The organism is Ignavibacteriota bacterium (assembly GCA_016212665.1).
GTDB lineage: Bacteria > Bacteroidota > Ignavibacteria > UBA10030 > SZUA-254 > FW602-bin19.
On the sequence record JACREZ010000004.1, the window covers coordinates 25,815 to 48,394 of the forward strand.

At 44.9% G+C, this 22,580-nt stretch carries 11 protein-coding genes and 1 tRNA gene; 2 read left to right on the forward strand and 10 right to left on the reverse strand.

Going from position 1 to position 22,580, the window contains the following annotated elements; translation table 11 throughout:
* Positions 1–13 precede the first annotated feature (13 nt).
* From glgP to HY960_01230, 3 genes are all read right to left on the reverse strand, one after another.
* Positions 14–2,107, reverse strand: a complete 2,094-nt coding sequence (gene glgP, locus HY960_01220; protein ID MBI5214352.1) for an alpha-glucan family phosphorylase — start codon at positions 2,105–2,107, stop codon at positions 14–16.
* A gap of 172 nt (positions 2,108–2,279) precedes the next feature.
* Positions 2,280–2,362, reverse strand: a tRNA-Ser gene (locus HY960_01225).
* A 72-nt stretch (positions 2,363–2,434) separates the two neighbouring features.
* On the reverse strand, positions 2,435–3,295 hold the full coding sequence (locus tag HY960_01230) for an EamA family transporter (protein ID MBI5214353.1): 861 nt from the start codon (positions 3,293–3,295) through the stop codon (positions 2,435–2,437).
* A gap of 83 nt (positions 3,296–3,378) precedes the next feature.
* Between HY960_01230 and HY960_01235 the strand changes: the two genes are divergently transcribed.
* A complete protein-coding gene (locus HY960_01235) occupies positions 3,379–4,605 on the forward strand; it encodes an MFS transporter (protein ID MBI5214354.1) in 1,227 nt (408 codons plus the stop codon).
* 174 nt (positions 4,606–4,779) lie between these two features.
* On the opposite strand, the gene HY960_01240 is transcribed toward HY960_01235, so the two are convergent.
* The 3 genes from HY960_01240 to HY960_01250 all read right to left on the reverse strand — a co-directional run bounded on the left by HY960_01240 (position 4,780) and on the right by HY960_01250 (position 15,195).
* Positions 4,780–8,574: a choice-of-anchor D domain-containing protein gene (locus HY960_01240; protein MBI5214355.1), complete on the reverse strand. Its 3,795-nt coding sequence runs from the start codon at positions 8,572–8,574 to the stop codon at positions 4,780–4,782.
* A 3-nt stretch (positions 8,575–8,577) separates the two neighbouring features.
* On the reverse strand, positions 8,578–9,516 hold the full coding sequence (locus HY960_01245; GenBank protein ID MBI5214356.1) for a hypothetical protein: 939 nt from the start codon (positions 9,514–9,516) through the stop codon (positions 8,578–8,580).
* 69 nt (positions 9,517–9,585) lie between these two features.
* Entirely contained in the window at positions 9,586–15,195 is a 5,610-nt protein-coding gene (locus HY960_01250; protein ID MBI5214357.1) for a right-handed parallel beta-helix repeat-containing protein, read from the reverse strand.
* A 336-nt stretch (positions 15,196–15,531) separates the two neighbouring features.
* On the opposite strand from HY960_01250, the gene HY960_01255 reads away from it, so the two are divergent.
* A complete protein-coding gene (locus HY960_01255; GenBank protein MBI5214358.1) occupies positions 15,532–16,890 on the forward strand; it encodes a hypothetical protein in 1,359 nt (452 codons plus the stop codon).
* Positions 16,891–16,999: 109 nt separating this feature from the next.
* Here HY960_01255 and HY960_01260 read toward each other — a convergent pair whose 3' ends face one another.
* The 4 genes from HY960_01260 to HY960_01275 all read right to left on the reverse strand — a co-directional run bounded on the left by HY960_01260 (position 17,000) and on the right by HY960_01275 (position 22,568).
* Entirely contained in the window at positions 17,000–17,356 is a 357-nt protein-coding gene (locus tag HY960_01260; GenBank protein ID MBI5214359.1) for a hypothetical protein, read from the reverse strand.
* Positions 17,357–17,739: 383 nt separating this feature from the next.
* Positions 17,740–20,700 (reverse strand): CHAT domain-containing protein, encoded by a 2,961-nt coding sequence (locus HY960_01265; GenBank protein MBI5214360.1) that lies wholly within the window; start codon positions 20,698–20,700, stop codon positions 17,740–17,742.
* A 401-nt stretch (positions 20,701–21,101) separates the two neighbouring features.
* Positions 21,102–21,746: a hypothetical protein gene (locus tag HY960_01270; GenBank protein ID MBI5214361.1), complete on the reverse strand. Its 645-nt coding sequence runs from the start codon at positions 21,744–21,746 to the stop codon at positions 21,102–21,104.
* A gap of 36 nt (positions 21,747–21,782) precedes the next feature.
* A complete protein-coding gene (locus tag HY960_01275; GenBank protein MBI5214362.1) occupies positions 21,783–22,568 on the reverse strand; it encodes a hypothetical protein in 786 nt (261 codons plus the stop codon).
* Positions 22,569–22,580: the final 12 nt, after the last annotated feature.

A 22,580-nucleotide genomic window follows, 5' to 3' on the forward strand; every position in this document is an offset into this window, starting at 1 on the left:
TTTCTCAGTAAATTTATTTCGGAAAGTAATACTTCTCCGCATACTCCATCACCATCCGATGCGTGTTATACATCGGAATAATAGTTTTGATGGAGTTACGGATTTTCGAAATCCATCCGCGGGGAATGGCTTTCTCATCCCTGTCATAAAACAACGGAATGATTTCATTCAACAAGACATGATACATCGCTTCTGCATCGAGTCGGTCTTCATCTTCAGGGCGCAATCCTTCTTCCGTCCCACCGATTGCCCAACCGTTTTCTCCGTTGTAGGCTTCAGACCACCAACCGTCAAGCACGCTTGCGTGAAGTCCGCCGTTGATGGCAATTTTTTCTCCGCTTGTTCCGCTTGCTTCCATCGGACGGCGAGGGTTATTCAACCAGACATCGCAACCGGAAACAAGATGACGCGCAATGTTCATATCATAATTTTCAATGAATATCACTTTCCCCCAGAACTGCGGAAGATTCGTCACCTGCACGACCTGATTCAAATATGCTTTTCCGTTTTCATCCTTCGGATGCGCTTTGCCTGCAAAAATTATTTGCACCGGTCGTCCTGCTGTATTAAATATTTTCTCTGCGCGCTCCACATCAGAAAACAACAACGCCGCACGTTTGTACGATGCAAACCGCCGGGCAAATCCAATCGTCAACGCATCGGGATTCAACAATTTTTGAAACGCTTCTTCACCAAACACGCCGCCGTGAATCCGTTGATTGCGCGCTTTGTTTCTCATAAACTCCACCAACTGTCGCCGCAACTGGTATCGCAACGACCACAAATCTTCATCGCTCACAACTTTCGGGTCAGACAAATTGTTCCAGAACTCTCCATCCATCAATCGCTCCTGCCACTGATGCGAATCGTGTCTCTGCCAGAACTTCCACGAAATATCCACCGACCAACTCGGCAAGTGAACGCCGTTCGTCACGTGACCAATCGGCACATCATCCAACTCCAATCCCGGGTATAAATTCTTCCACATTATCCTGCTCACTTCTCCATGCTTTTTGCTGACTCCGTTCGCGGCGCGAGAAAGTTTCAGCGCAAGCACCGTCATCGTGAACGAGTGATGACCTTCCGGTTCAGGATTTTGTCCATAACTCCAGAGTTCTTCCATGTTCATGTTCAATGAGTGAGCCATGGAACGCATCGAAATCTCAAACACATCGCGCGAGAATCGGTCATGTCCTGCCGGCACCGGAGTATGCGTTGTAAAAATACATTTCTCACGCACACGCGCTTCCGCTTTCTCTCTCGATTGTCCTGATTGAATTTGTTCCCGCATCATCTCCAACGTAAGAAATGCCGCGTGTCCTTCGTTCATGTGATATACTTTCGGCTCAATCTTCATTGCACGAAGCAAGCGCACGCCGCCGATTCCCAACACCATTTCCTGACGAATCCGTGTCGCCGTATCTCCGCCGTATGCCATCGCCGTCAATCCCCGAATCTCCCTGTCATTCTCCTCGACATCAGTATCGAGCAAATATATTTTACATCGTCCGACATTTACTTGCCAGCCCTGAGCGTACACATTCTGGTCCCCAATCTCGACCAATATTTTCACCTGATTCCCATCGGCATCAATCGCCGGCTCAACCGGCACAACCTGTGGGTCAACAGAAGGATACTCCTCATGTTGCTTCCCTGCATCATCCACATGCTGTTTGAAATACCCTTGACGGTAAAACAATCCCACACCGACAAACGGTAAACCCAAATCGCTTGCCGATTTTGTATGGTCGCCTGCAAGCACACCAAGTCCGCCCGAATACAACGGCAGACATTCATGCAAGCCAAATTCCGCGCAAAAATAAGCAACCAACCCGACATTCCGCTTCGAGTTTGGCTCGCCGAACAATTGCGGCTTCTTCTTCATATAAGCATCGAATGTATCCAACACGTCAAGTACTTTCGGCTGAAATTCCTCATCACCCAAACGCGCGTACAACTCCTGCCCGGAGATTTGAGAGAGTAAATAGACCGGATTATGATTCGAGATTTTCCATGTCAGAGGCGAGAGTTCTTTGAAAAGTGTTTGCGCCGCCGGATGCCATACCCACCAGAGATTATGTGCAAGTACATGCAACCGTTGCGCCAACGAGGGGACAATATTTTTGGAGTGCTTACCCAATGAGGATTCCTTCAAGAAAAAATTACAATGATTATGATGATAAAAAACGGGAAGAATTTACGGTTTTTCTGACTGCGAACAAAAACCGTTTTACAAAAGATATGAAATGAATATTGCCCCGAGTGTTACCTTAAACTTGCGGAGAGCTAGGGATTCGAACCCCAAAGCCCGTGAGGGCGCCGGTTTTCAAGACCGGTGCAATAGCCGTTCTGCCAGCTCTCCAAAAGAAAACCTTGCAAGTATTTTGCTTGCAAGGCGATGCAAATATAGCCAAATCTTCCCGACTATCCAAGCCTACCCAAACTGCGTCAACACAACTCCTACAAGTGCAAGAAACCCACCGACAAAAAATGCCGGTGTTAATTCCTGTCCCAACAACGTCACTGCCAGCAACGTCGTGAGTACGGGTTGCATGTTGGTAAAAATTGCCGCCTTGCTCGCCTCGATTCGTTCGAGCGCATAGTACCAGAGATAATAGGAAAATATCGAAGTTGCTATAGCCAAATAGAGAAGCCCGCCAACGTGTGCAACGGTCAGACTTGAGTAATCAAACTGTACCGCTCCAATCATTCCTACCGGGAGAAAGAACACACCGCCGAGTATCATCGTTGCGGTGCTTGTTGAGAACGCACCATATTTCAACGTCATCGTCCGACCCTGCACAGTATATAATCCCCATGCCAACACCGCAAGGACAAAAAGAATATTTCCAAACGTGTACTCTGAACGGAAATCAATTCCCCGTTCAAACACTATGATGACGATTCCGGTCAAAGCAACAAAAACGCCTATCCCCTTTCGAAACGTTATTTTCTCTTTCCCCAAATAATGAGACAAGACAAGGACAACGGCAGGAGTTGTACCATACAGTAGAGCCGCATTTGCCGGAGTAGAATAGTTCATCCCTGCAAGAAACAGAAATTGATTAAGAGGAATAGCAAGAAAACTAAGCCACATGATCTTCTTTTTATCCTGTTGTTCAAACTTCAGCCGACTTCCTTGTATCCACACATAGATAAGCAAACCCGACGCCGCCAACACCGAACGAAACAACGTGAGCGTCAGTGGTTCAATATCGCGCACGACAATCTTGGCAACGATGTGAGTACCGCTTGCTAAAAATTGTTGAAAGATGAGAACGAAATAAACAAACATGCTCTGGTAAAAAATAAGGATGAGAATATACTTCAATTCACTTGATAAGCAAAAGCGGGAATTTTCGTATCTTGGGCTCGCCGATGGAAATCTGGAAAAAGAACCTCTACACATTGTGGGCGGCGCAGTTCCTCACCATGATTGGAATGAATCTCGTCATTCCTTTCCTCCCGTTTTACATCCGTCATCTCGGCGTTACCGACCAGCAAGAATTAGCAATGTGGAGCGGACTTGCATTCTCCGGCACATTCATGTCCTCATTTATCGCCACACCGATTTGGGGTTCCCTCGGCGACCGGCACGGAAAAAAAATGATGGTCGTTCGGGCAATCTTCGGTCTCGGCGTTGCTCAAATTTTCGTCGGCTTCTCTCAGGATGTCTATCAATTATTTTTCTTCCGCATGGTTCAAGGAGCGATTAGCGGATTCATCCCCGCAGCAATTGCGCTCGTCTCCAGCTCCACGCCAAAAGAAAAGATTGGCTATTCTCTCGGATTTCTTCAATCCGCCACAGCAGGCGGAGCCGTCTTCGGTCCCTTCGTCGGCGGTATTCTTGCTGATTTTATTGAATACCGATACATCTTCTTCATTGTCGCAGGTTTATGTTTCATCGGCGGTCTGTTCATTATGAAGTTTGTACAGGAAGTTGAACAACCCGAAACGTTGAAAACGCGCTCTTCCGTCTTCGATAATTACAAATTCGTCTTCACAAACAATCAACTCCGGCTGATTGCCATTACCATTGTCATCGGTCAGGCTTCTGCATTGATGATTGAATCAATCTTCGCGTTGTTTGTCGAACACTTCTTCCAGCAAACGGAATATGTTTCAACATTAACAGGAATTGTCGTGGCGATTTCAGGATTGTTCATGTTCATCGCAGCGCCATGGTGGGGAAAACGAAATGACCGAATCGGATTCAAGAAAAATCTTTCCGTTGCGCTTGCCGGAACGGGCGCGTTTTATGCCGCGCATATTGTAGTCCCCGGTCTCGTCGTGTTGATGATTCTTCGTGCAGGTCTCGGTTTCGTGCGCGGCGGAATTCTTCACACGCTTTTTTCTCTCTCCAACCATCACGCTCCCGCCGACCGGAAAAGCGGCTTGATGGGAATCGCCTCCAGCATGGCAGTGCTTGGAAACATGCTCGGTCCGCTTACAGGCGGTTACATCGCTTCACAATTTGGCATCACCACAGTATTCGCAGTGAACAGTGTTATGCTCATGACTGCCGGATTTGTTATCAATCGTTTCCTCACCGAAGTACGAACCGATGAACCGGATGACACAACTGAGTCTGTCGAAGTTCCTTGAACACGCTTGAGTACTGTCAAAGAAAGTTGGAGGAGAAATTCCCCCAACTCCATTTCTAACACAACCTATAGGGTAGTTCCAAAAACTCTATTTTCTTTGCGCCACTTTGCGTATTCTTTGTGTGCTTAGCGGTTAAACATTTGTAATTGAAGTTTTTGGAACTACCCTATAGTCTTATCTTAACAAGATGAGACGTTTTACATCAGAAAAATTTCCGGCAGTCAATCTGTACACATACACACCGCTCGGCAATAACGATGCATCCCACTCAACAAACCTGTAACCGCTAACCTGTAACCCGTCACTAAGCGTGGCAACTTCCTCCCCGATTACATTATACACTTTCAACGTCACCCACGAATCAACCGGTAACTGATAACGGATAACCGTTGATGGATTAAATGGATTCGGATAATTTTGTTCAAGTGCGAAGGTTTCAGGTTTAAGGTTTAAGGTTTCATATTCATTGCCGTCGCCTTCAGGCGGCGGAGGTGGAAGTTCATCCGATGCAATAATCTTGATTTTCCCCAATGACAAATTACCAACTTGCCCGCCTTTGGTGGGTGAAACTAATGACGATAGTAGAAGCTCACCGGACTGATTTGCTTTCACCCAATACCCCTTCCCCGGTTCGATATTATTCGTCGCGAAGTATCTGCCATTGAATCCATAGAATAGTGAAGTAACCATTCCCGGTGGATTGGAAGTAATCGAACTGACATTGATTGATTGAGAAACAGAACCGACAAGATTCCATCCTTCGTGAACCTGAATAGTGTCTTCATATTTTGGATAACCTTGTAACGAAGCAACTTCTGCATTGGGAAACTTCGCCCAATATCCTTTACCAAATTCCAACCTCGCATCCTGATTGTAATTTGTCCCGTCGAACGAATAAGCGTAAGGATGAACTGCGTTCGGGAAAATTTCATGCACGGAATCTTCAACAGGAACGACCGGCAAGGAGAGAATATTCCATCGGGAAGAAATCGGGACATTGACTGTCAGATAAATTCCGGTTCCTTGCAATGTCACCGAATCAGTTGAAGAAACAGCATTGTGTGTAAACTCCACTACTCCGGTAATCGCTCCAATCGAACTCGGAGTACATGTTATGGTGAATGTTCTGCTTGCAGACGGGAGGAGTAATGCAGTAGTTGGAAAAATGGAGTAATCGGAGTTGTTTGATTCTGCTAAAGAAATTTCAAGGTCGGCTGTTCCAACATTAGTAACAACCACGCTGTCGGTCTTGCTTGAATAGACAACAACATCTTCAAAATTAAGTGAGGTTGGTGCGACTGAAAATAATGGCGCGATACATCTTCCACCTACAGAAACAGAATCAGGCGTTCCGTTCGCGTTATGGTCGAAAACAACAAATCCATTCTTCACTCCCATCGAACTCGGCAGAAATGTTACATAAAATTTCAAACTTTCGTACGGGGGAACCGTCGCCGATGATGGACTGACAAGATAATTATTGTTGTTCGCTCGCGCTTGAGAAATGAACAACTCGGATGAGCCGATGTTATGAACTGTAACACTATCGAGTTTACTTTCTCCGAGAAGAACATCACCAAACGATAAACTTGCGGGAGCGACAACAAATGCTGTTGCTACTCCTCTTCCGGTTACGTCCACTGAATGTGGTGAACCACCTGCATTATGTGTAAAACTGATTTGCCCGGAAATTATTCCCGTCGAACCTGGAGAAAATGTAATGGCAAACTCCTGGCTTTCTGAGGGTTGGAGTGTGGCTGAAGTTGGAGTGATGGAGTAATCACTGTGATTAGATTCAACAAGCGAAACGACAAGTTCTGCAGTTCCGGTATTTGTTACTATGACGCTGTCTGTTTTGCTATTTCCAAGTTGAACATTATTGAAATCAAGCGACGATGGAATAACAGAAAACTCAGGAGCGATGCCCTCTCCGCTGACCGGTAATGAATCAGGTGAACCTTCAGCGTTATGCTCAAAAATGATGAAACCATTCTTCACTCCACGAGAAGATGGTGTGAACGTTACGGTAAATGTTGTGCTGTCATTCGGTTCCAACCATCCCAGCGTCGGAACGACGGAAAAATCGGGATGACTCGAAGTGACGGAGTTAATACTCATCGCTTCGATTGCCACGCTCTTTGCCGAAACAGTCGCAGTCGAATCCGAACCAACGTGAACATTTCCAAACAATAACGGCAACGGTGTGAACTCAAGATATTGAGACGGGTCAGGCACACCGACGAAGACACGACCGTCATACATTCTCACGGTAGGTGTCCCGCTTCCCGGTTCATTCAACGAGAACTGTGTAAACCTGATGAGCGAGTTCTGCCCGGTGATTGCAGCCGGTGCAGTTTTGAATTTCAACCGAAGCAAAATACCGTCGTTGGAAAACGGCAGAGTTCCTGCCGCTGCAATTCGAACAGTGTCGAGCGTATCTTTGAAGGAAACGCTGAACGATTCACACAACGTCCCCTCGTTTTCGACATTCAACAATCGAACAACGGATGAATTGTACGTCACTCTCGTCTCGAAGGAAATTACTCCGAAATTGTTAGCGCCGGAAAAGAAAATTGGGATATCAACCGAATCACCGAGCGCAACAATCGAAGTGTCGGGTAACTTCGCACGAATATCATTCACGGTGATGGTTCCCGTCGTTCTTATGAATCCGAATGAATCAACCACGGTAACGGTAGTTGTTCCGCGGGACAATGCAGTTAACCATCCATTTGCCGGATGAATCGTCGCAACGGTTGGATTGCTTGTCGTCCATGCATACGGCGGCGTTCCCCCGCTCGTCACTCTGAACAAAAGATTATCGCCGCCTGCAAGCGTTGCCGTGTTCGGTTGAATGACAAGCGTCGGCGCGGGAATGGGAGTGAATTGTTCAGCGCTCGTATTTGCAAAGATTTCTTCATTGAACAAAACATTGGAGAACGTCAACGTCGTCGTTCCGCTTGCCGCGCTTCCCACACGCATCCGAACGTACGCAAGAATCCCGCTTCCGTTAATTGGTTGCGCGCCGGCGAGCGCAACATCCACTTTACCGCTGAACACATTGAACGATGGAGCAGACCAGTTCGTTGTCATCGTTCCGGCTGTGAGGACATCAACCGCCTGCAAATGCGTACTGCTGTAATTAATTGAAAACCGTGCTGATACGATGCCGAGCGAAGTTACGTCGGTGACATATATCGGAAGATTGAATGTAAGAGTTTGTGTATAAGAAGTATCGCGTGTATAGATCGTCAGACTTCTGAGCGAAGGGGAGTTGATGGCAAATTGCACGGTCGAATCCTTCAAACCCTGCGCGTCCGCAACATGAATCTTTATTAAACCAACTCCCACTCCTCGCATCTTTCCGTTTGTATCAATAGTCGCTATTGCCGGATTGGAACTTGTCCACGTAAGCGGAAGTTGCCTATCCCCCGTTACACTGAATTGCAACGAGTCGCCAACGACAAGATTTGACGAAGGACTTTGTGGCGAGATGTGCATATCGAGAACTCTGACGTAGCCGTTGGTTGAAGTCGCAGTCGGTGAACCTTCATTCAACATGATGCTCTGAAACTTCAGTGAATCATATAGCGACGAAGGAGTTGCATTGATAATTACGCGCAAGTACGCAAACACTCCGCTTCCGGTGATAGCGCCTGTATCGGAAAACCCGAGCCTCTTGTTGGCAATGTTGTACTCGTAATCCAACACACTATCCAACATGGTGCCGGGTGTTTGCAAACCAATGACATTGAGAACGTTCGTGTTAAATGTAAAAACCATCTGCCCGGAAATCACTCCATGCCCGGAATTTATCGCGTTCACGGTGAGAGGCATGAGAAGCGTATCGCCCCGTTTGCCGGTCATGCTCGAAAGACTGAACTGTATTGATTGCGCTTGAAGGATTGTTGAACAAACCAACAGTGTGAACAACAATATTTTCATAGTAGTAAGAAATCTGTTTTTCATAACTCACCTGGTCGTATCATTAAGACTATGGTTGGGTGAAAAAACCTGTTGACGCCTCATTGCATTTTGATTTGATGACAACTTCAACCTCCCGTTCGCGTTGGCTTTAAGCCAATATCCTCGCATCGGAACAATGAAGTTAGTCTGATAGTAAGACACATCAAAACCGAAAAAATCAGAGGCAAGAATTGAATCAGGAAGTTGTTTGATGGAATCCCGCTCCACACCATCCGAAATCGAGCCGACTAAATTCCATCCTTCATTCACGGCGATCGTATCCGCAACTCGAACCGTTCCGGTGATTCCTTTGTACGTGATTCCTGAATCCGCTGATAACTTTATCCAGAATCCTTCTCCGTTCCGGATTGAATCAGTCGGAACATACCCTGCCGGAGTGTAAACAAACGCGTTCAATCCTTCGCCGAACAATGTTGAGACTTTTCCATCATCAACCGTGAGCGGCAACGAGAGTAAGTTCCATCCGTTGTGGATTTGTGTTTGAATTGTAATTCGTTGAGCGAACGTCACCTTTCCGTTCGTCAGGAAAGCGGGAGGGGAACCTTCATTGAATTGAAAACGAGTAAACTCAAGTGGTGAGTACCCACCGCTTACCACGTTGGTATCAATCGCGAACCGAATCCGAATCAATTCGCCTCTTCCGCTCAACGCAGACGTTGCGCTTGCGGCAATCAGAACGGTATCAGCTTTCCGATTGCTGATGATGCTTGCATCATTGCTCAACGTTCCTGCTTTTACAAGAGTGACAAAATGCAATACTGTTGTGTCGAATCGGATGTTTGTTTCATACGAAAAAATGTTCAACCCGCTCAGGCTACTGGCGAAGAGCGGCACTTCAATCGTGTCGTGCGAATTCACAATCGTATCCGGCATTGATACAGAAACCGACATTTTCCCCGCTCTTGGAATTTGTGAGTACGTCATTTCAATCGACAAAAAAAATACAACAATGAATGTGCAAAGACATTTCAAATTATTTTTCATTGACTTCGTTTACCGAATGAGCGACATCTTCTTTATCATGTTGAACGTTTGCTTCCCATCAGCAAACGCTTCAAGACGATAGAAGTAAATTCCGCTTGCAAGTTGTTGTCCGTTTGCATCAGTTCCGTTCCATGGTTGCGCATAGTAACCGGCTTCCTGCATTCCATCAACAAGTGTTGCAACTTCTCTGCCGAGCATGTCATAGACCTTCAGCGTTACAACATTGTCAATCGGCAATTGATAATTGACAATTGTTAAGGGATTGAAAGGATTGGGATAGTTTTGTTCAAGAGCAAACTCCGTCGGTAAGCCCTTCACTTTGTGAACAACTTCTCTCACCGATTCCGTCATATCAAGTTCATTGAGTTTGAAATTATTGAGAGTAAACCTGATAACATCCTTTGACTTCGCTGCATCCTTCATCTTGAATACAAGTTTTACAACGCTTCCATTCTCTGCAAAGGGATTGCTTCCCGCCATCGCGACATCAACAGAACCATCGCTTGAATGATGATACAAGGACATCTCTTTCGATACTTCCGTTTTCTGTACGCTTGTGAATTCAAGTTCATTCACATCGTATGAAAGTTTGAAATCAGTTGCATAAATTCCCAGAGCGTTGTTGAGATTTAGATAGAGATGAACAAACTCATCTCCGATTTTTTCCGTCTTGAAGTTACACGCAATGACTGAACCTGCATCAACAGAAATTTTTCCTGAGCCGGGGAAACCGGTGATGCTTCCAACAACAAACCGAAGAATGAGCGAAGCATCATACGCGCTCACGGTTGCATCGCCGCTTACATTGGCGGCTGTTTGTTGAGTTGCACTGAAAGTAATAATGCCAACGACATGTTGTAACGTCAGTGCCGCATCGTATGCTGTAATCGAACCGTTGAAACTCGGGTCACCAAGCAATATTCCCGATCGCGATGTTAGGAACGGACGATACTGCACGACACCGTTGGGAATGTGAATACGGTTTCCTGTTCCAGTGAGATTTTGGTCTGCGCCCTGATTCACATACGGACCGCTTGCTGCGCCCCAATAATTTTGCCGGGCATCAGTAGTGGAAGTTGTAGCATTATGCAATCCGTACGAACTGTTATCACGGATGTTATTGTTTCGTAAAACAGGCGTGTTCGCTCCGACGACTCTAATTCCTTCGACATTGCTGTGAATCTCGTTCGCACTCGAAGCAGAGAGAGAATTATTGAAATACAATCCAAAGTTGCTACTGTATGAAATGTAACTCGAATCAACCGGACAACGATTACTGACGATATAGATACTTCCTGCATTCCCTCGTCCGCCATAACGGATAATCGAATTCAGGATGTGAGAACTATCGCTGTAACCGGCTGATAAATAAATCCTGTCCCAGTCGCCCGGACCGGGAACCGTAGCGCTACTGTCAGCATTCGAGTCGCCGCCGTAGGAATCATCTTTCCACGAAGTAAAAACATTCTTGTAGATTTGTGTTCCTTCGGAAAGCAAACGACCATCAACCTGAAATAATCCGTTGCCGAATTGTCGTGTGAATTTCAGAATTGTTCCCGGCGCGATATACACCGTGTTACCGCCGGAGACCGTAACATCACCGCGCACCGCAATCACGTTTGAAGTAAATCCTGTAGGATACGACCCTCCGATGCGTCCAAGGATATTTCCTTCAAGTGCAATAATTTCATTGTGTGTATTCCCCGATATGTAATTATTCTCATACACATTTCCATGCGTATTTCCCGTGAGAGCAAGATTCAATTGACCGGTGATACCGAACGGGAATTGATTTCCCATAATTGAATCGTTCAGGATATATGCGCGCGAGGAAAAAATTCCTGCGCGTCCGTTATTCCGAATCTTGTTTGTCGTAATAACAAGAAGCGAATCGAGCGCGTCATTTCGACTGATGATATTGACGCCATCCTGCACATTGTTGTTGATAGTGTTTGAAATTATTGTACACCCGGTAGTAGTGTTCAGCACATGGATTCCTGAGCCGCCATTGTATGATATTACGCAATTACTGACTTCGCTTACTTTAGCATTACTCTCCGCATACACTCCCGACGAGCCATTTTTCAAAAGATTTGAATTCTTCAGGGTGAGATTTGTTGTTGTATAACCATACAACCTGATTCCATACGTGTTACAACTATCAATCAACAGTGAATCAAACGTGATTGTATTATTTTGATTGACAGCAATACCAGCCGCGTATGATTTACGGATGATATTATTGGTAAACAGTATTCCGTTGCAACTATTGCCAAACGCAACAGCCTGAACATTATCTCGTCCGCCAAACTTGAAGATGTTATGACGGACTTTGCAATTTCCGTTATAGTATGCAATATAGTTCCAATCACCCGGCGCAGGATTGAGTGAATCCGTTGCGTGAGAAGTTTTTCCTCCCACAGTATTGTCGCGCCATGATGTCCATGTAATTGGCAACTCTGGCGTCCCCTCTGCAAGCAGGATACCATTGACACTGAAATTTTGATAGCCACCGAAATATTCAAATTTAATTCTTGTTCCAGGGTCAATCACCAAGGTATCACCGTTTGAAACGGAGAAATCATATCTCACGACATAGGTTTTGGATGGTATATCTTCAGGAAAAGTAAAAGATAAATTTCCTTCAATACTTCCGTTGTAAATTGCAACAGCATTGTATTGATTGTTTGAAATGATGTTACCGTCAATGTTATTGTTGTCCACATAACTGTTACCGGTTCTCCTCCACACAGCAATCGGGTAACGGTTGTATTGAATGGTATTATCAATGTACCGAGCCGAGGAACTAACAATCCCTTCACCGGTATGGTGGGATACTGTATTACCGATATACATGACGCTCGTCCATGTATATACCGTATTATTGTTTGAAATTCCACCGGTAGCATTACTGTCAATAAAATTTCCCAGATACGTTTGCGGCAGGCGTCCGTCCGATACATAAATTCCCCACCCGTTATTCCTGCGGATGATACAATTTGATATCTCACGGAACGTTGGCGAAGAGCCGCTTTGATACGAACAGTATAATCCATGGTTTCCGTTATCTTGAATCGTACTCCCACGAATAGTTACATCATCTCCGCTGTAATAACCGACATACATGCCGTATGTCGTACTGCTGTCAATCGTACAGTTTTCAAAAGAGACAACAGAATTGCCTGTAACGTAGACACCGTAATTGCTCGATTTTCTGAATGTTGAATTGGAAATTGCATTTGCCAAAGTTACCCCCTCAACATTCAATCCATATTGAGAGTATTTCAGAATACATTTATCCATGATTGTATTATTCGCACCGGTACCATTCAATTCAATGTATCCCCAATTCCCTGACGCAGGCGGGGTGTTATCGGTCGGTAAATTTGTCTTTCCGCCATACATCGTATCACGGTAGGAAGTAAAGATAATCGGGTCATTTCCATCGGCGATAAACCGACCTGAAATTCGCCAGTACAAACCGCTCGCGAATTTTACTATGACACCGGGTTCAACAACGAATGTTGTTCCCGTTGCCGTCGTTGTGGAGGTAGAGTTTTCAATCATCACATACGTTTTCGAACTCATGCCGGCAGGGAATGTATAAAACAGAGTATCGCTGAGATATTCCCGGTTACATCGTAATGCGATTGCATTATTATATACATTTCCTGTTATCGTATTTCCGTTGTATCGCGTTCCGCATCGCCCTGCCAAACCAATCGGGTAACGGTTATTCGAAATAATATTGTTCGTGAGAAATCCTTTCGACGTTACAAATCCTTCCTCACCATTATTGCTTGCCGTATTGTTCTCAATCGTGACCAGCGAATCAGGATTGTAGCACCATAATCCGACTTTTGTATTTGCATGAAACGTAGAATTGGAAAATGTTTGCATTCTGTCTCCGTTCCAGGCATACACTCCATGTCCTGTGTTTTGAGTAACAGTGCAATTATCCAACAACAATAATGTTGCTCTGCTTCCTCCGCCATCAGTATGAATCCCGTTATTCCCGTTACGCGAAATAGTCGAATTGCTGACACTGTAATGCGACGTACCGAGCGCCTGAAGACCGTAACTTCCGTTTCCCACAATTTCCGAATTCGTGATTGTCGTATTAACATTGTTCATGGAAACCCCAACTCCTCCGTTCCCGCTAAACGAACAATTCGGAAGAGCCGAACTTGAATTCGTCATATTCATTCCTGTATTCGAACTGTTCGTTACATAAATATTTGTTATTGAAGGAGAACAATTACTTACAACAAGTTCAGCATAGGTGTAGAGCGTTCCCCCGAATTTAAAAATACAGTAGTTCAGGATACTCGAATTATTTCCTCCACCGCTAAGATAAACTGTTTCCCAGTCTCCCGCGGTTGGTCCGGTTACTCTCCCATCGCCGTTACTATCGCCTCCGTAACTGTCATCTTTTTCCGAGGTAAAGACAATCATACCACCGTCAATCCCGCCGGCTTTGATAGTACCGGAAATAGTCAATGAAACTCCCGCCGCGAATTTAATGACTGTACCCGGGGCTATCGTGAGTGTATCTCCCGCTGTTACAGTGACATCATTCTTTATCCAATACACCGTGTTGGCGCTCCATGTTGTGTTCACTGTTATGTTTGCGGTAACATTAACAACCGGATACGCGCCAACCCAGATATTCCACGGATGAAAATCCACATAATTTGTAACAGCATCTCCCAAACCGGTTGGGTTAAAATCAGAATTGTACGGTCCCATATCATGTCCCCAATAATTATATTCCGCCTTGACAGTTGACGTACCGCTATTTTTGAAGCCGTACGTCGTGTTGTTCATGATGACGTTATCTTTAATCGTCGGTTGCGATGAACCGACGCTCGTAAATTCAATCCCTATGGTATTCGCTCGAATTGTATCGTACCAGATTGTCGGGCGTGCGCTTGCGTCAATATAAATTCCCGTCCCGTTTGAATCAACAATACAAGTATTGACAACTGTAGTCGCGTTCACTGCGATGCGGATTCCGCCCGTTGTATTTCTGATAACAAGACACGTATCAACCGTGTAACCAAGACTTAAATCCGTAAAGATTCCAAAGCCGGCATTATCGCTGAACGTACTGCGCGCAATTCTTGGAGATGATGCACGAACATTCACTCCGTGATTCTGACTATATCGAACCGTGCAATTGGTGATGGCAATACTGTACGCCCCGGTTTTGTAAAAGATGTTCGCCGCGTTCGCTCCGGAACCTCCATACTCGACCAAACAATAATCAAACACAGAACCGACATTCAATCCGTTTTGAAACTCTATGCTGTTCCAATCGCCGGCGGCTGGTGTTCCTGCATTCGACGTGAACGTGATGACGCTATCCGCTTTCCCGTCAGCAAGCAATTTCCCGGCAACAATAAGTTGAGTTCCCGCATCGAACTTCACAACCACTCCGGGTTCAATCCGTAACGTAACACCGTTGTTCACCGTAACGGTTGCCGTAACAATGACAGGGCTTCCTGCGACAGTCCACACAGAATCCGTCGTCACCTGTCCGGAAATATTTCCGGCAAATATTTTTATTGAAAGAACAAAGGTAAATAATGATAGAAGAAACAGTAGTCGCTTGTGCATACAGTTACCTTTCACAAATGTTGTATTGTTGAAAACCTATTGAGAGCGTGTTACCGCATGGTCATTGCGAGTGAAGCGACGAAGTCCCAACGGGATGGCGCAAGGCGCTCACAATCTCACTCTCGAAAACAAAAATGAATGCGGGATTGCTTCATCCGACACATCCAGTTATAATTGCTCATTGTATAGTATGGGCAGATTATTAGATTTTACACTAAGGGTTGAAAGATTTTTACTGTAGGTTTCATAAAAAACGCCCTAAACCCTTCCATTAATTGGCTTTCACGGAATATTTCCGTTTCTTACTGCAACTATGTTCCGAATTGAACAAAAACGATGAGCAACAACGGTAACGAAAAAAACGTATTTCTCCTGCTTGCTTTGAGCTTGATGAGTATTTCTCTCTTTAGTCTTGCTTGCGAAGAAGAAGAACTGAAAATTATTATCCCGCCCCACGTACCGACAATTGCAATAACTGTTGATGATGTTGGCGTAACCGAAGCGTGGCTGAAAATTGGAAGCATAGACAGCACAACGCTTGGCAATATTATGGTGAAACATGATACCACCGTTGTACTGACTGCAAACGTTACGGCACGTGAAACAATAGTTGTAAGCGAACAACTCCTACCAAACAAACACTATACATTTAAAACATACAAGTTGGACAACACAACACTTATTGACTCCAGTTTACCATTGAACCTGACAACGATCGATACTACAAGCCATGATTTCACATGGACATTTGATACACTTGGAGACGGGAATGCGAGTATACTGCACGATGTGTGCATTGTGAATGATACGCTGGCGTATGCTGTCGGGGATATAGAAATATTAGATACAAGTAATAATTTTGTACAACATAATCTTGTGGTATGGAATGGAAAAACATGGGAAGTGAAAAGGATGTATTTACCCAGGTATGGATTTGATTGTTCGTTGGTTACCCATAGGGCTTCACCACTCTATTCAGTTTTTCAATTTCCATCGGGGAGGATTATCTTTTCTGATGGTAGTAGCACGATGGTATTATTGGGGGATACTACAAATACAAATTATCCCTGTATGCCTGCAGGAACAGGGTCGGGGACAATATTGAAAATCTGGGGAGTGTCAGAAAATGATTTTTATTGTATTGGTAGGAGAGGAACACTTATCAGGTATTTGAACGGGGTATGGAAAAAACTTGAAAGCGGTACGGGGTACAACGTAGAAGATATTTGGGGAGCGGAAAACCCAAGAACGAAGGAAACGGAAATACTTGCAATTACAACCAGTAATCCGCTTCTGTTAAAAATAGAAGGAGAAACTTCAACTCTCCTTTCTGGCGAAGGATTACGTTTTTCTCAGAGCGGAATTTGGTTTGTTCCGGGGAAAAAATATTTTATAGCCGGAGATGGGTTATTTGCAAAAAACTCACCGTATTCAACAGAGCAATGGAGGGAAGTAGTTGGGACAACAAACTTTAATTATTACAGGGAAGCAATCCGTGGAAATGGATTGAACGATTTTGTCGTGGTATGCCACTACGGAGATATTTTTCACTTCAACGGTTTTACCTGGAAGAGCTATCGGCAAATTACTTATATGAACGGTGTGTATTATCGTGTTGCAATGAAAGGGAATATCGTTATTGCCGTCGGAAGGGTAAACAATACGGCAATTATTGCTACGGGAAAACGAAAATGAAAGGTGTGCCACCATGAGAAGAAGATAAAAATCCCGTTCCGTTGTTTGTGCCACCGAGACTGGCAACTATCGTACATTTCTCTGGCTAATTGCCACAGGAAGGCATCCCTCAAAACACCACATTTTTGGCAATTTCAAAAAACCTCAAAAACAGCGCCATCTGGCACATCCTCCAAATAATGCCCGTTTTTGAAGCGAACGGAAGGGTTGTCCCAAGTAACGGAACGCCCGGCACTTGTCCCGGAACAGTTTGCACTCGTCCCGGACCGGTCCGCACTTGTCCCGGAACGGTCTGCACTTGTCCCGGAACAGTTTGCACATGTCCCGGAACGGTTTGCACATGTCCCGGAACGGTTTGCACTTGTTCCGGAACAGTTTGCACTCGTCCCGGAACGGTCCGCACTTGTCCCGGAACGGTCCGCACTTGTCCCGGAACGGTCCGCACTTGTCCCGGAACAGTTTGCACTCGTCCCGGAACAGTTGCACTCGCGCGGAAATGGGTCGCACTTGTGCAGAAACGGGTTGCACTCGCGCGGAAACAAGTTGCACTCGTACAGGAACAGTTTGCACTCGTACAGGAACAGTTTGTTCACGTGGGAAAGCAATGTGAAATTTCCCATGGGGGTTGTCCAAAAAAATCCAAAAGAGGGTAGCCGCAGACTTCATGTCTGCGGTTTTGATATGGAAACTCAACCATGTGGCTGTCCAACAAGCAACTTTGGAGTTCAGGATTCATCATTCGATTTTCGTCATTTACTCAAATATCAAATGTCGAACAATGAATGTCGAATGACGAAGGACTATTCGGACAGCCTCAATCAGAAATCAAACATCGAAAATCAGATATTGCTACTTTCCAATCAGCACAAACGAAGCCCAGTTCATCGGAGCGGAAGTTTGTTCTGAAGAAATCATCCGGAGTTTTGCGGCGCGCAGCGCAGCGCTGTTGCTCTGCTTCTGAATCATCCCTCTGAAACATTCCACCATCAACCCGGAAGTTGATTCATCATTCACCTGCCATAAGGAGACAAGCAGATTCGACGCGCCTGCGTAGAGAAAGGCGCGGGTCAATCCCAACATCCCTTCTCCGTTCATAATTTTTCCCAATCCTGTTTCACATCCGCTCAGCGCAATCACATCTGCTCGAAATGTGAGATTGTAAATTTCTCCCGTGTATAAAAATCCGTCTTCGTTCGCGTTCTTCTCCTCCGTAAATACAATGGCGGAAAGTTCCGGCTGTTCCGTGTTGACCACAACATGCGAAGCGAAATGAACATACCGGTAATTCCAGATATCGGCAGATTTGAAATTCTTTTCCGTTGCATCACTGCCAATGAACGCCACTGCTTTTGCCGTCTTTTCCGAACTCCAGAGTTTTTCAAGGAACGGGCGCGTATCAAACAGAGCAAATGTTTCCTTCACTTCCCGCTCTGCAAACGGGAGAGCGGGAAACGTTCTCTGCTTCCCCGAAACAAACCGGTTCACCGTTTCTTCATTTTCCGATTCATAGTTCGGCGCTACGGCAAGATACTGCTTTGGAGTTGGCGGTTGCTTTTTGTTTTTCAATTCCAACAACAACGTTGCCGATGGCGCGTAACTGACTGAATGGTCTCTGAGAAGATACGGCAAGTCGGCATACGAATTATCGGAACGGTTCACCTCTGCCGTCAGCAACGCCTCGAACGGGATGAGATGCAACATTCCGTCCGGCACGATGATGAGATTTTTGCCGGTGATGGATGCTTGCACAGGTCGGAGGAGATAATTATACAAGGTGAACGCGTTTTTTGTGTACTGGATAAATTGCCGGTTGGTTATTCCTTCCCGAAATTGCCTGATAGAAGTTTCCAACATCGCATCCACGGGAACAGAGACTGCTGTTAAGGAATGTTTGGTCACGACAAAAATTGCAAGCGCGCTCTCTCCCGCGACATATTCAATCAACACATCATTCGTTCCCAACAATTTCTGCTGAAGTTCTTGTACGGTTGCCGTTCGTGCCTGGTATTTCAAGGAATAATACTCCGGGTACTTTTTTTCCAAATGATTGATATGCGATTCGTACATTCGCTTCAGAGAAAACAATCGTGACCGCCATTGGGTAATTTTCTTTTGGTCTGCCTTCTTCCCTTTTACACCTTCTTCGTTGAGATTTTTTTCCAACGAACTCAAATCCACTTTGAACTGATATTCCTTCCGCAGAACACTGTCCGGGAGCCCGGCAAACTGTTTCGCTTTGGAATCGTTCATTGCTTCCAGTAACAACCTCGCTTTGCTTTTCTCGGCAAACCTCAACGCCTTCTCCCGGTACGATGCATTCTTCGTTTCTTCAAACAATTGCATTGCAGTTCTCACCGCCCCTTCATCTACGCGTGAATATTTTTGTGTGAGATTGAGTTTGGAATATTCTGCTGAGTAGCGCCTGTTCATTCTGTCAATCAAATCGGAAGCAAGCGAATACGTTTGAAACGATGCCGAAAGGTCGCCGGGGAATGGTTGATAAGCCGCCGCACGTACCTCGAACGCTTTTGCTTTTGCCTCAAGCGCAGAAAGAAGCACGACCTCGGAACGAATGTTCTCCAATGCGGGATTCTCAGGAAACGATGTTGGTTTGAAGGAAGGTACAACCGTGGCAATGGCAGATTGGAAATACTCTATGGCCTCATCGAATTTCTTCAATCTCAATGATGCGTTTCCAAGTCCGATATAAATTTCTCCGGTTTCCGGGTGGTGCGCATCTAACTTTGCCTGATTAATTGCCAACGCTTTGTTGAAACAAAATATCGCTGAATCGTATTGTTGCAAATCAGAAAAAACTTCACCGATAGTTGTGTATCCTTTCGAGAGAAGCGGATGCAGACTATCGTACACAGCCAATCGAATTGCCATGGATTTCCGTTGATACTCCAGCGCACGTTCGAGATTGTGCATGGATTGATACACTTTTCCGAGGTTCAGATAGTTTATAGAAACCGTTGGATGCTTTTCACCAAACACCTTCAGCCGTATCCGTAGTGATTTAGTTTGGAACTCGATTGCTTTTTCATACTCTCCCGTTTCATGATAGATGACAGCAATATTGCTGTATGGATTTGCAAGGTCAGGACTCTCTTCTCCTTTTTTCTTGAGTTCAATTTCGACATCCTTGAAAAAATACTCCAATGCTTTTGCGTGGTCGCCCATGTTCCACAATACTAACCCGATATTATTGAGGGTGTTTCCGATTTGTGCATCGTCGGGAGGAAGAGTTTTCTGTTCGATAGAATATCCCTTGTTCATATATTCGAACGCTTTCTCGTAATCGCCTTTGTTCCAATAGACTATGCCGAGATTTCCATATACTTTTCCAACCTCAGAATGAATATCCCCAAACAATTTCAACCTCACGTTGAGCGATTTGTTGTAGATGCTGATTGACTGGTCGTACTCGCCCATTCTTCTATACACAATGCCAAGCGAGTTGTATGCCTGCGCCATATTGAAATGAATTTCTCCCAAATGTTTCTTTCCCAACTTCACTGCTTTATTGAGATACTCAATCGCGTCCTGATAAATTTCCTTCGCCGTATAATTTCTCCCCAGCACAATCAAACTCATCATCTGCCTCTCAGGATTTTTCTCTTTCTCGAATTGCTTCAAAGCATTCTTCAAAACGGCAATGGAGCTATCATACTTGTTTGCTTTGTACAATCCTTCACCGAGGGCAAACAGAACATCTCCTTCAGTTTGTTGCTTCGTGGTATCGGCTTGAAGTATTTCATTATTCTTTCCATCAAAAAAAGCAAGGCATACCACGCCCTGTATCTTCATCAGCAAAATACAGAAAGAAAGAAATCTCAATAGACGAAATATATTTGAATGTGACATTATACCGAGTATCTCATCGTAAGTCCGGCATAACGTAAGGGAAAAGTTGGAAAGAGACAAGAATTGTTATCAGCCGAAGTTACGCAACACCGTTGTTTGATGTCAAAAATCCTAATATCGAAATTCGAAATATTAAACAAATCCGAAATTCAAAAAACTAAACCGCTGTTTCCAGTGAAATTGAGCCCTTGAACATTCGAGATTAGAATTTGTTTAGAGTTTCGAGATTAGGATTTAGGATTTTCTCCTCGCGTTATCCATTGAATAAATTCAACGGCAATAACTATCAAGACACAACTAACAGCTATTTATTGCCGTCCGATTCATCGGACGGATAAGTTATTTCAGGGCAAATATATAAACGACGCAGACTCCGAGCTGATGATACTCCCTTCCATCATAACCGCATCCACTTGCCAGTGATATGTTTTTTCTTTTTCAAACAGTTCGGCTTGCTGAAATTTCAGTTTCGCTTCGGTGGTGATTTGCTTGGAAAGTACTTCTCCCTGCTCATTCATCAGATAAAATTGATACTGTACGGCTTCTTGAACAGGCGACCACAAAAATTCGAGAGGCATAGTACTGATAATTTCTCCTTCGAGCGGGGAAACTAATTCGACCGATAATGCCACTTCTCCTGAGCGATAAACAACCTCTTCCGATTTCCATGGTTGCCAATACATCGCGGCGCCGATGAAAAGCAACAAAAGTATCGCGAAAGCGAATTGCATTCTGTTAGTACCGTAATTCCACATCGAACCCTTGCGCGGGGTTACTTGAACCAATCGCTCTGCTTGGTGGAGAACATTGTTATCCAATTGCGGAACGGCGCTTTCGGTTATTGCAGACATCATTTTGTATGACGATGCAAGATGTTCACAACACATCTGGCAAACGCCAAGATGTTGTTCGGCTGAAGTACGCTGCGCGGGTGAAAGTCGTTGTTCAAGAAATAACGCGACTTCGGAGTCTGTTAAATGGTCTCTCATATTTTCTAACTTATGATATGGACAGAACAGGATGCTTTACGCTTCGAGATGCCGACGGGCATGCGCACGAAGGGTTTTCAAAGCATTTTCTATGATAGTATAAATTTTACGCTGAGGATGTATTTGCAATAGTTCACCGATTTCAGGGGCGGTCATCCCTTCCCAAAATCTCATGCGGATAATAATTCGCTCTCGTTCCGGTAACTGCCCGACCGCTTCATCGAACCACTGTTGCTCGAACATTTCTTCTGATTGCTGAAATGACTCGCTCATCTTCGCGTCGGTATCATCATACGAAATCCGGTGAACTGTCTGAGAAGATACCGGGTTCTCGTCTTTTACAACACGTTCAATTTTCAAAAGCGACTCAGCAACACTAAGGTTGTTCTTTCCTCTCCCGGCAAGATGATGTTCAATTTCATCCCGGGAATAACCTTTCCAGTAGTAGAGTTTGAACACACAACGGTCAAATTCGGAAAGACGGAGTAATGCCGCAGGATAGCGTAATCGTCCGTGAAGCGTTCGGTGTTCTTCGATACAGAGGTTCTTCACGACAACAGTCAGCCACGTCGAAAGTTTCGGTTGATGTTCTTGCGTTTCGGGTTGAAATTTTTTCAGGACAGCAAAGTTGTTGGCAGAAAGTTTCGTACAGACAAACAGATATTTATCCATCACGCGGTCATGGTCGCGTTCCGTCTGCCAGATAATTTTCAGGAAGAGATTTGAATAACGACGGAGAAATTCTTTCCAGGCATGTTCTGTAGTAGAATTGCCAGAAAACAATTTCTTGAGAAGAACCGTATCCGACTGTAACCGAAGCATAGTTTATGACAT

Excerpts from the sequence above, each read along its gene's own strand:
- HY960_01230 (MBI5214353.1), bottom strand. The coding sequence starts at position 3,295 with ATGTTTGTTTATTTCGTTCTCATCTTTCAACAATTTTTAGCAAGCGGT.
- HY960_01235 (MBI5214354.1), top strand. The coding sequence starts at position 3,379 with ATGGAAATCTGGAAAAAGAACCTCTACACATTGTGGGCGGCGCAGTTC.
- HY960_01240 (MBI5214355.1), bottom strand. The coding sequence starts at position 8,574 with ATGAAAAACAGATTTCTTACTACTATGAAAATATTGTTGTTCACACTG.
- HY960_01245 (MBI5214356.1), bottom strand. The coding sequence starts at position 9,516 with ATGACGTACTCACAAATTCCAAGAGCGGGGAAAATGTCGGTTTCTGTA.
- HY960_01250 (MBI5214357.1), bottom strand. The coding sequence starts at position 15,195 with ATGCACAAGCGACTACTGTTTCTTCTATCATTATTTACCTTTGTTCTT.
- HY960_01255 (MBI5214358.1), top strand. The coding sequence starts at position 15,532 with ATGAGCAACAACGGTAACGAAAAAAACGTATTTCTCCTGCTTGCTTTG.
- HY960_01265 (MBI5214360.1), bottom strand. The coding sequence starts at position 20,700 with ATGAAGATACAGGGCGTGGTATGCCTTGCTTTTTTTGATGGAAAGAAT.
- HY960_01270 (MBI5214361.1), bottom strand. The coding sequence starts at position 21,746 with ATGAGAGACCATTTAACAGACTCCGAAGTCGCGTTATTTCTTGAACAA.
- HY960_01275 (MBI5214362.1), bottom strand. The coding sequence starts at position 22,568 with ATGCTTCGGTTACAGTCGGATACGGTTCTTCTCAAGAAATTGTTTTCT.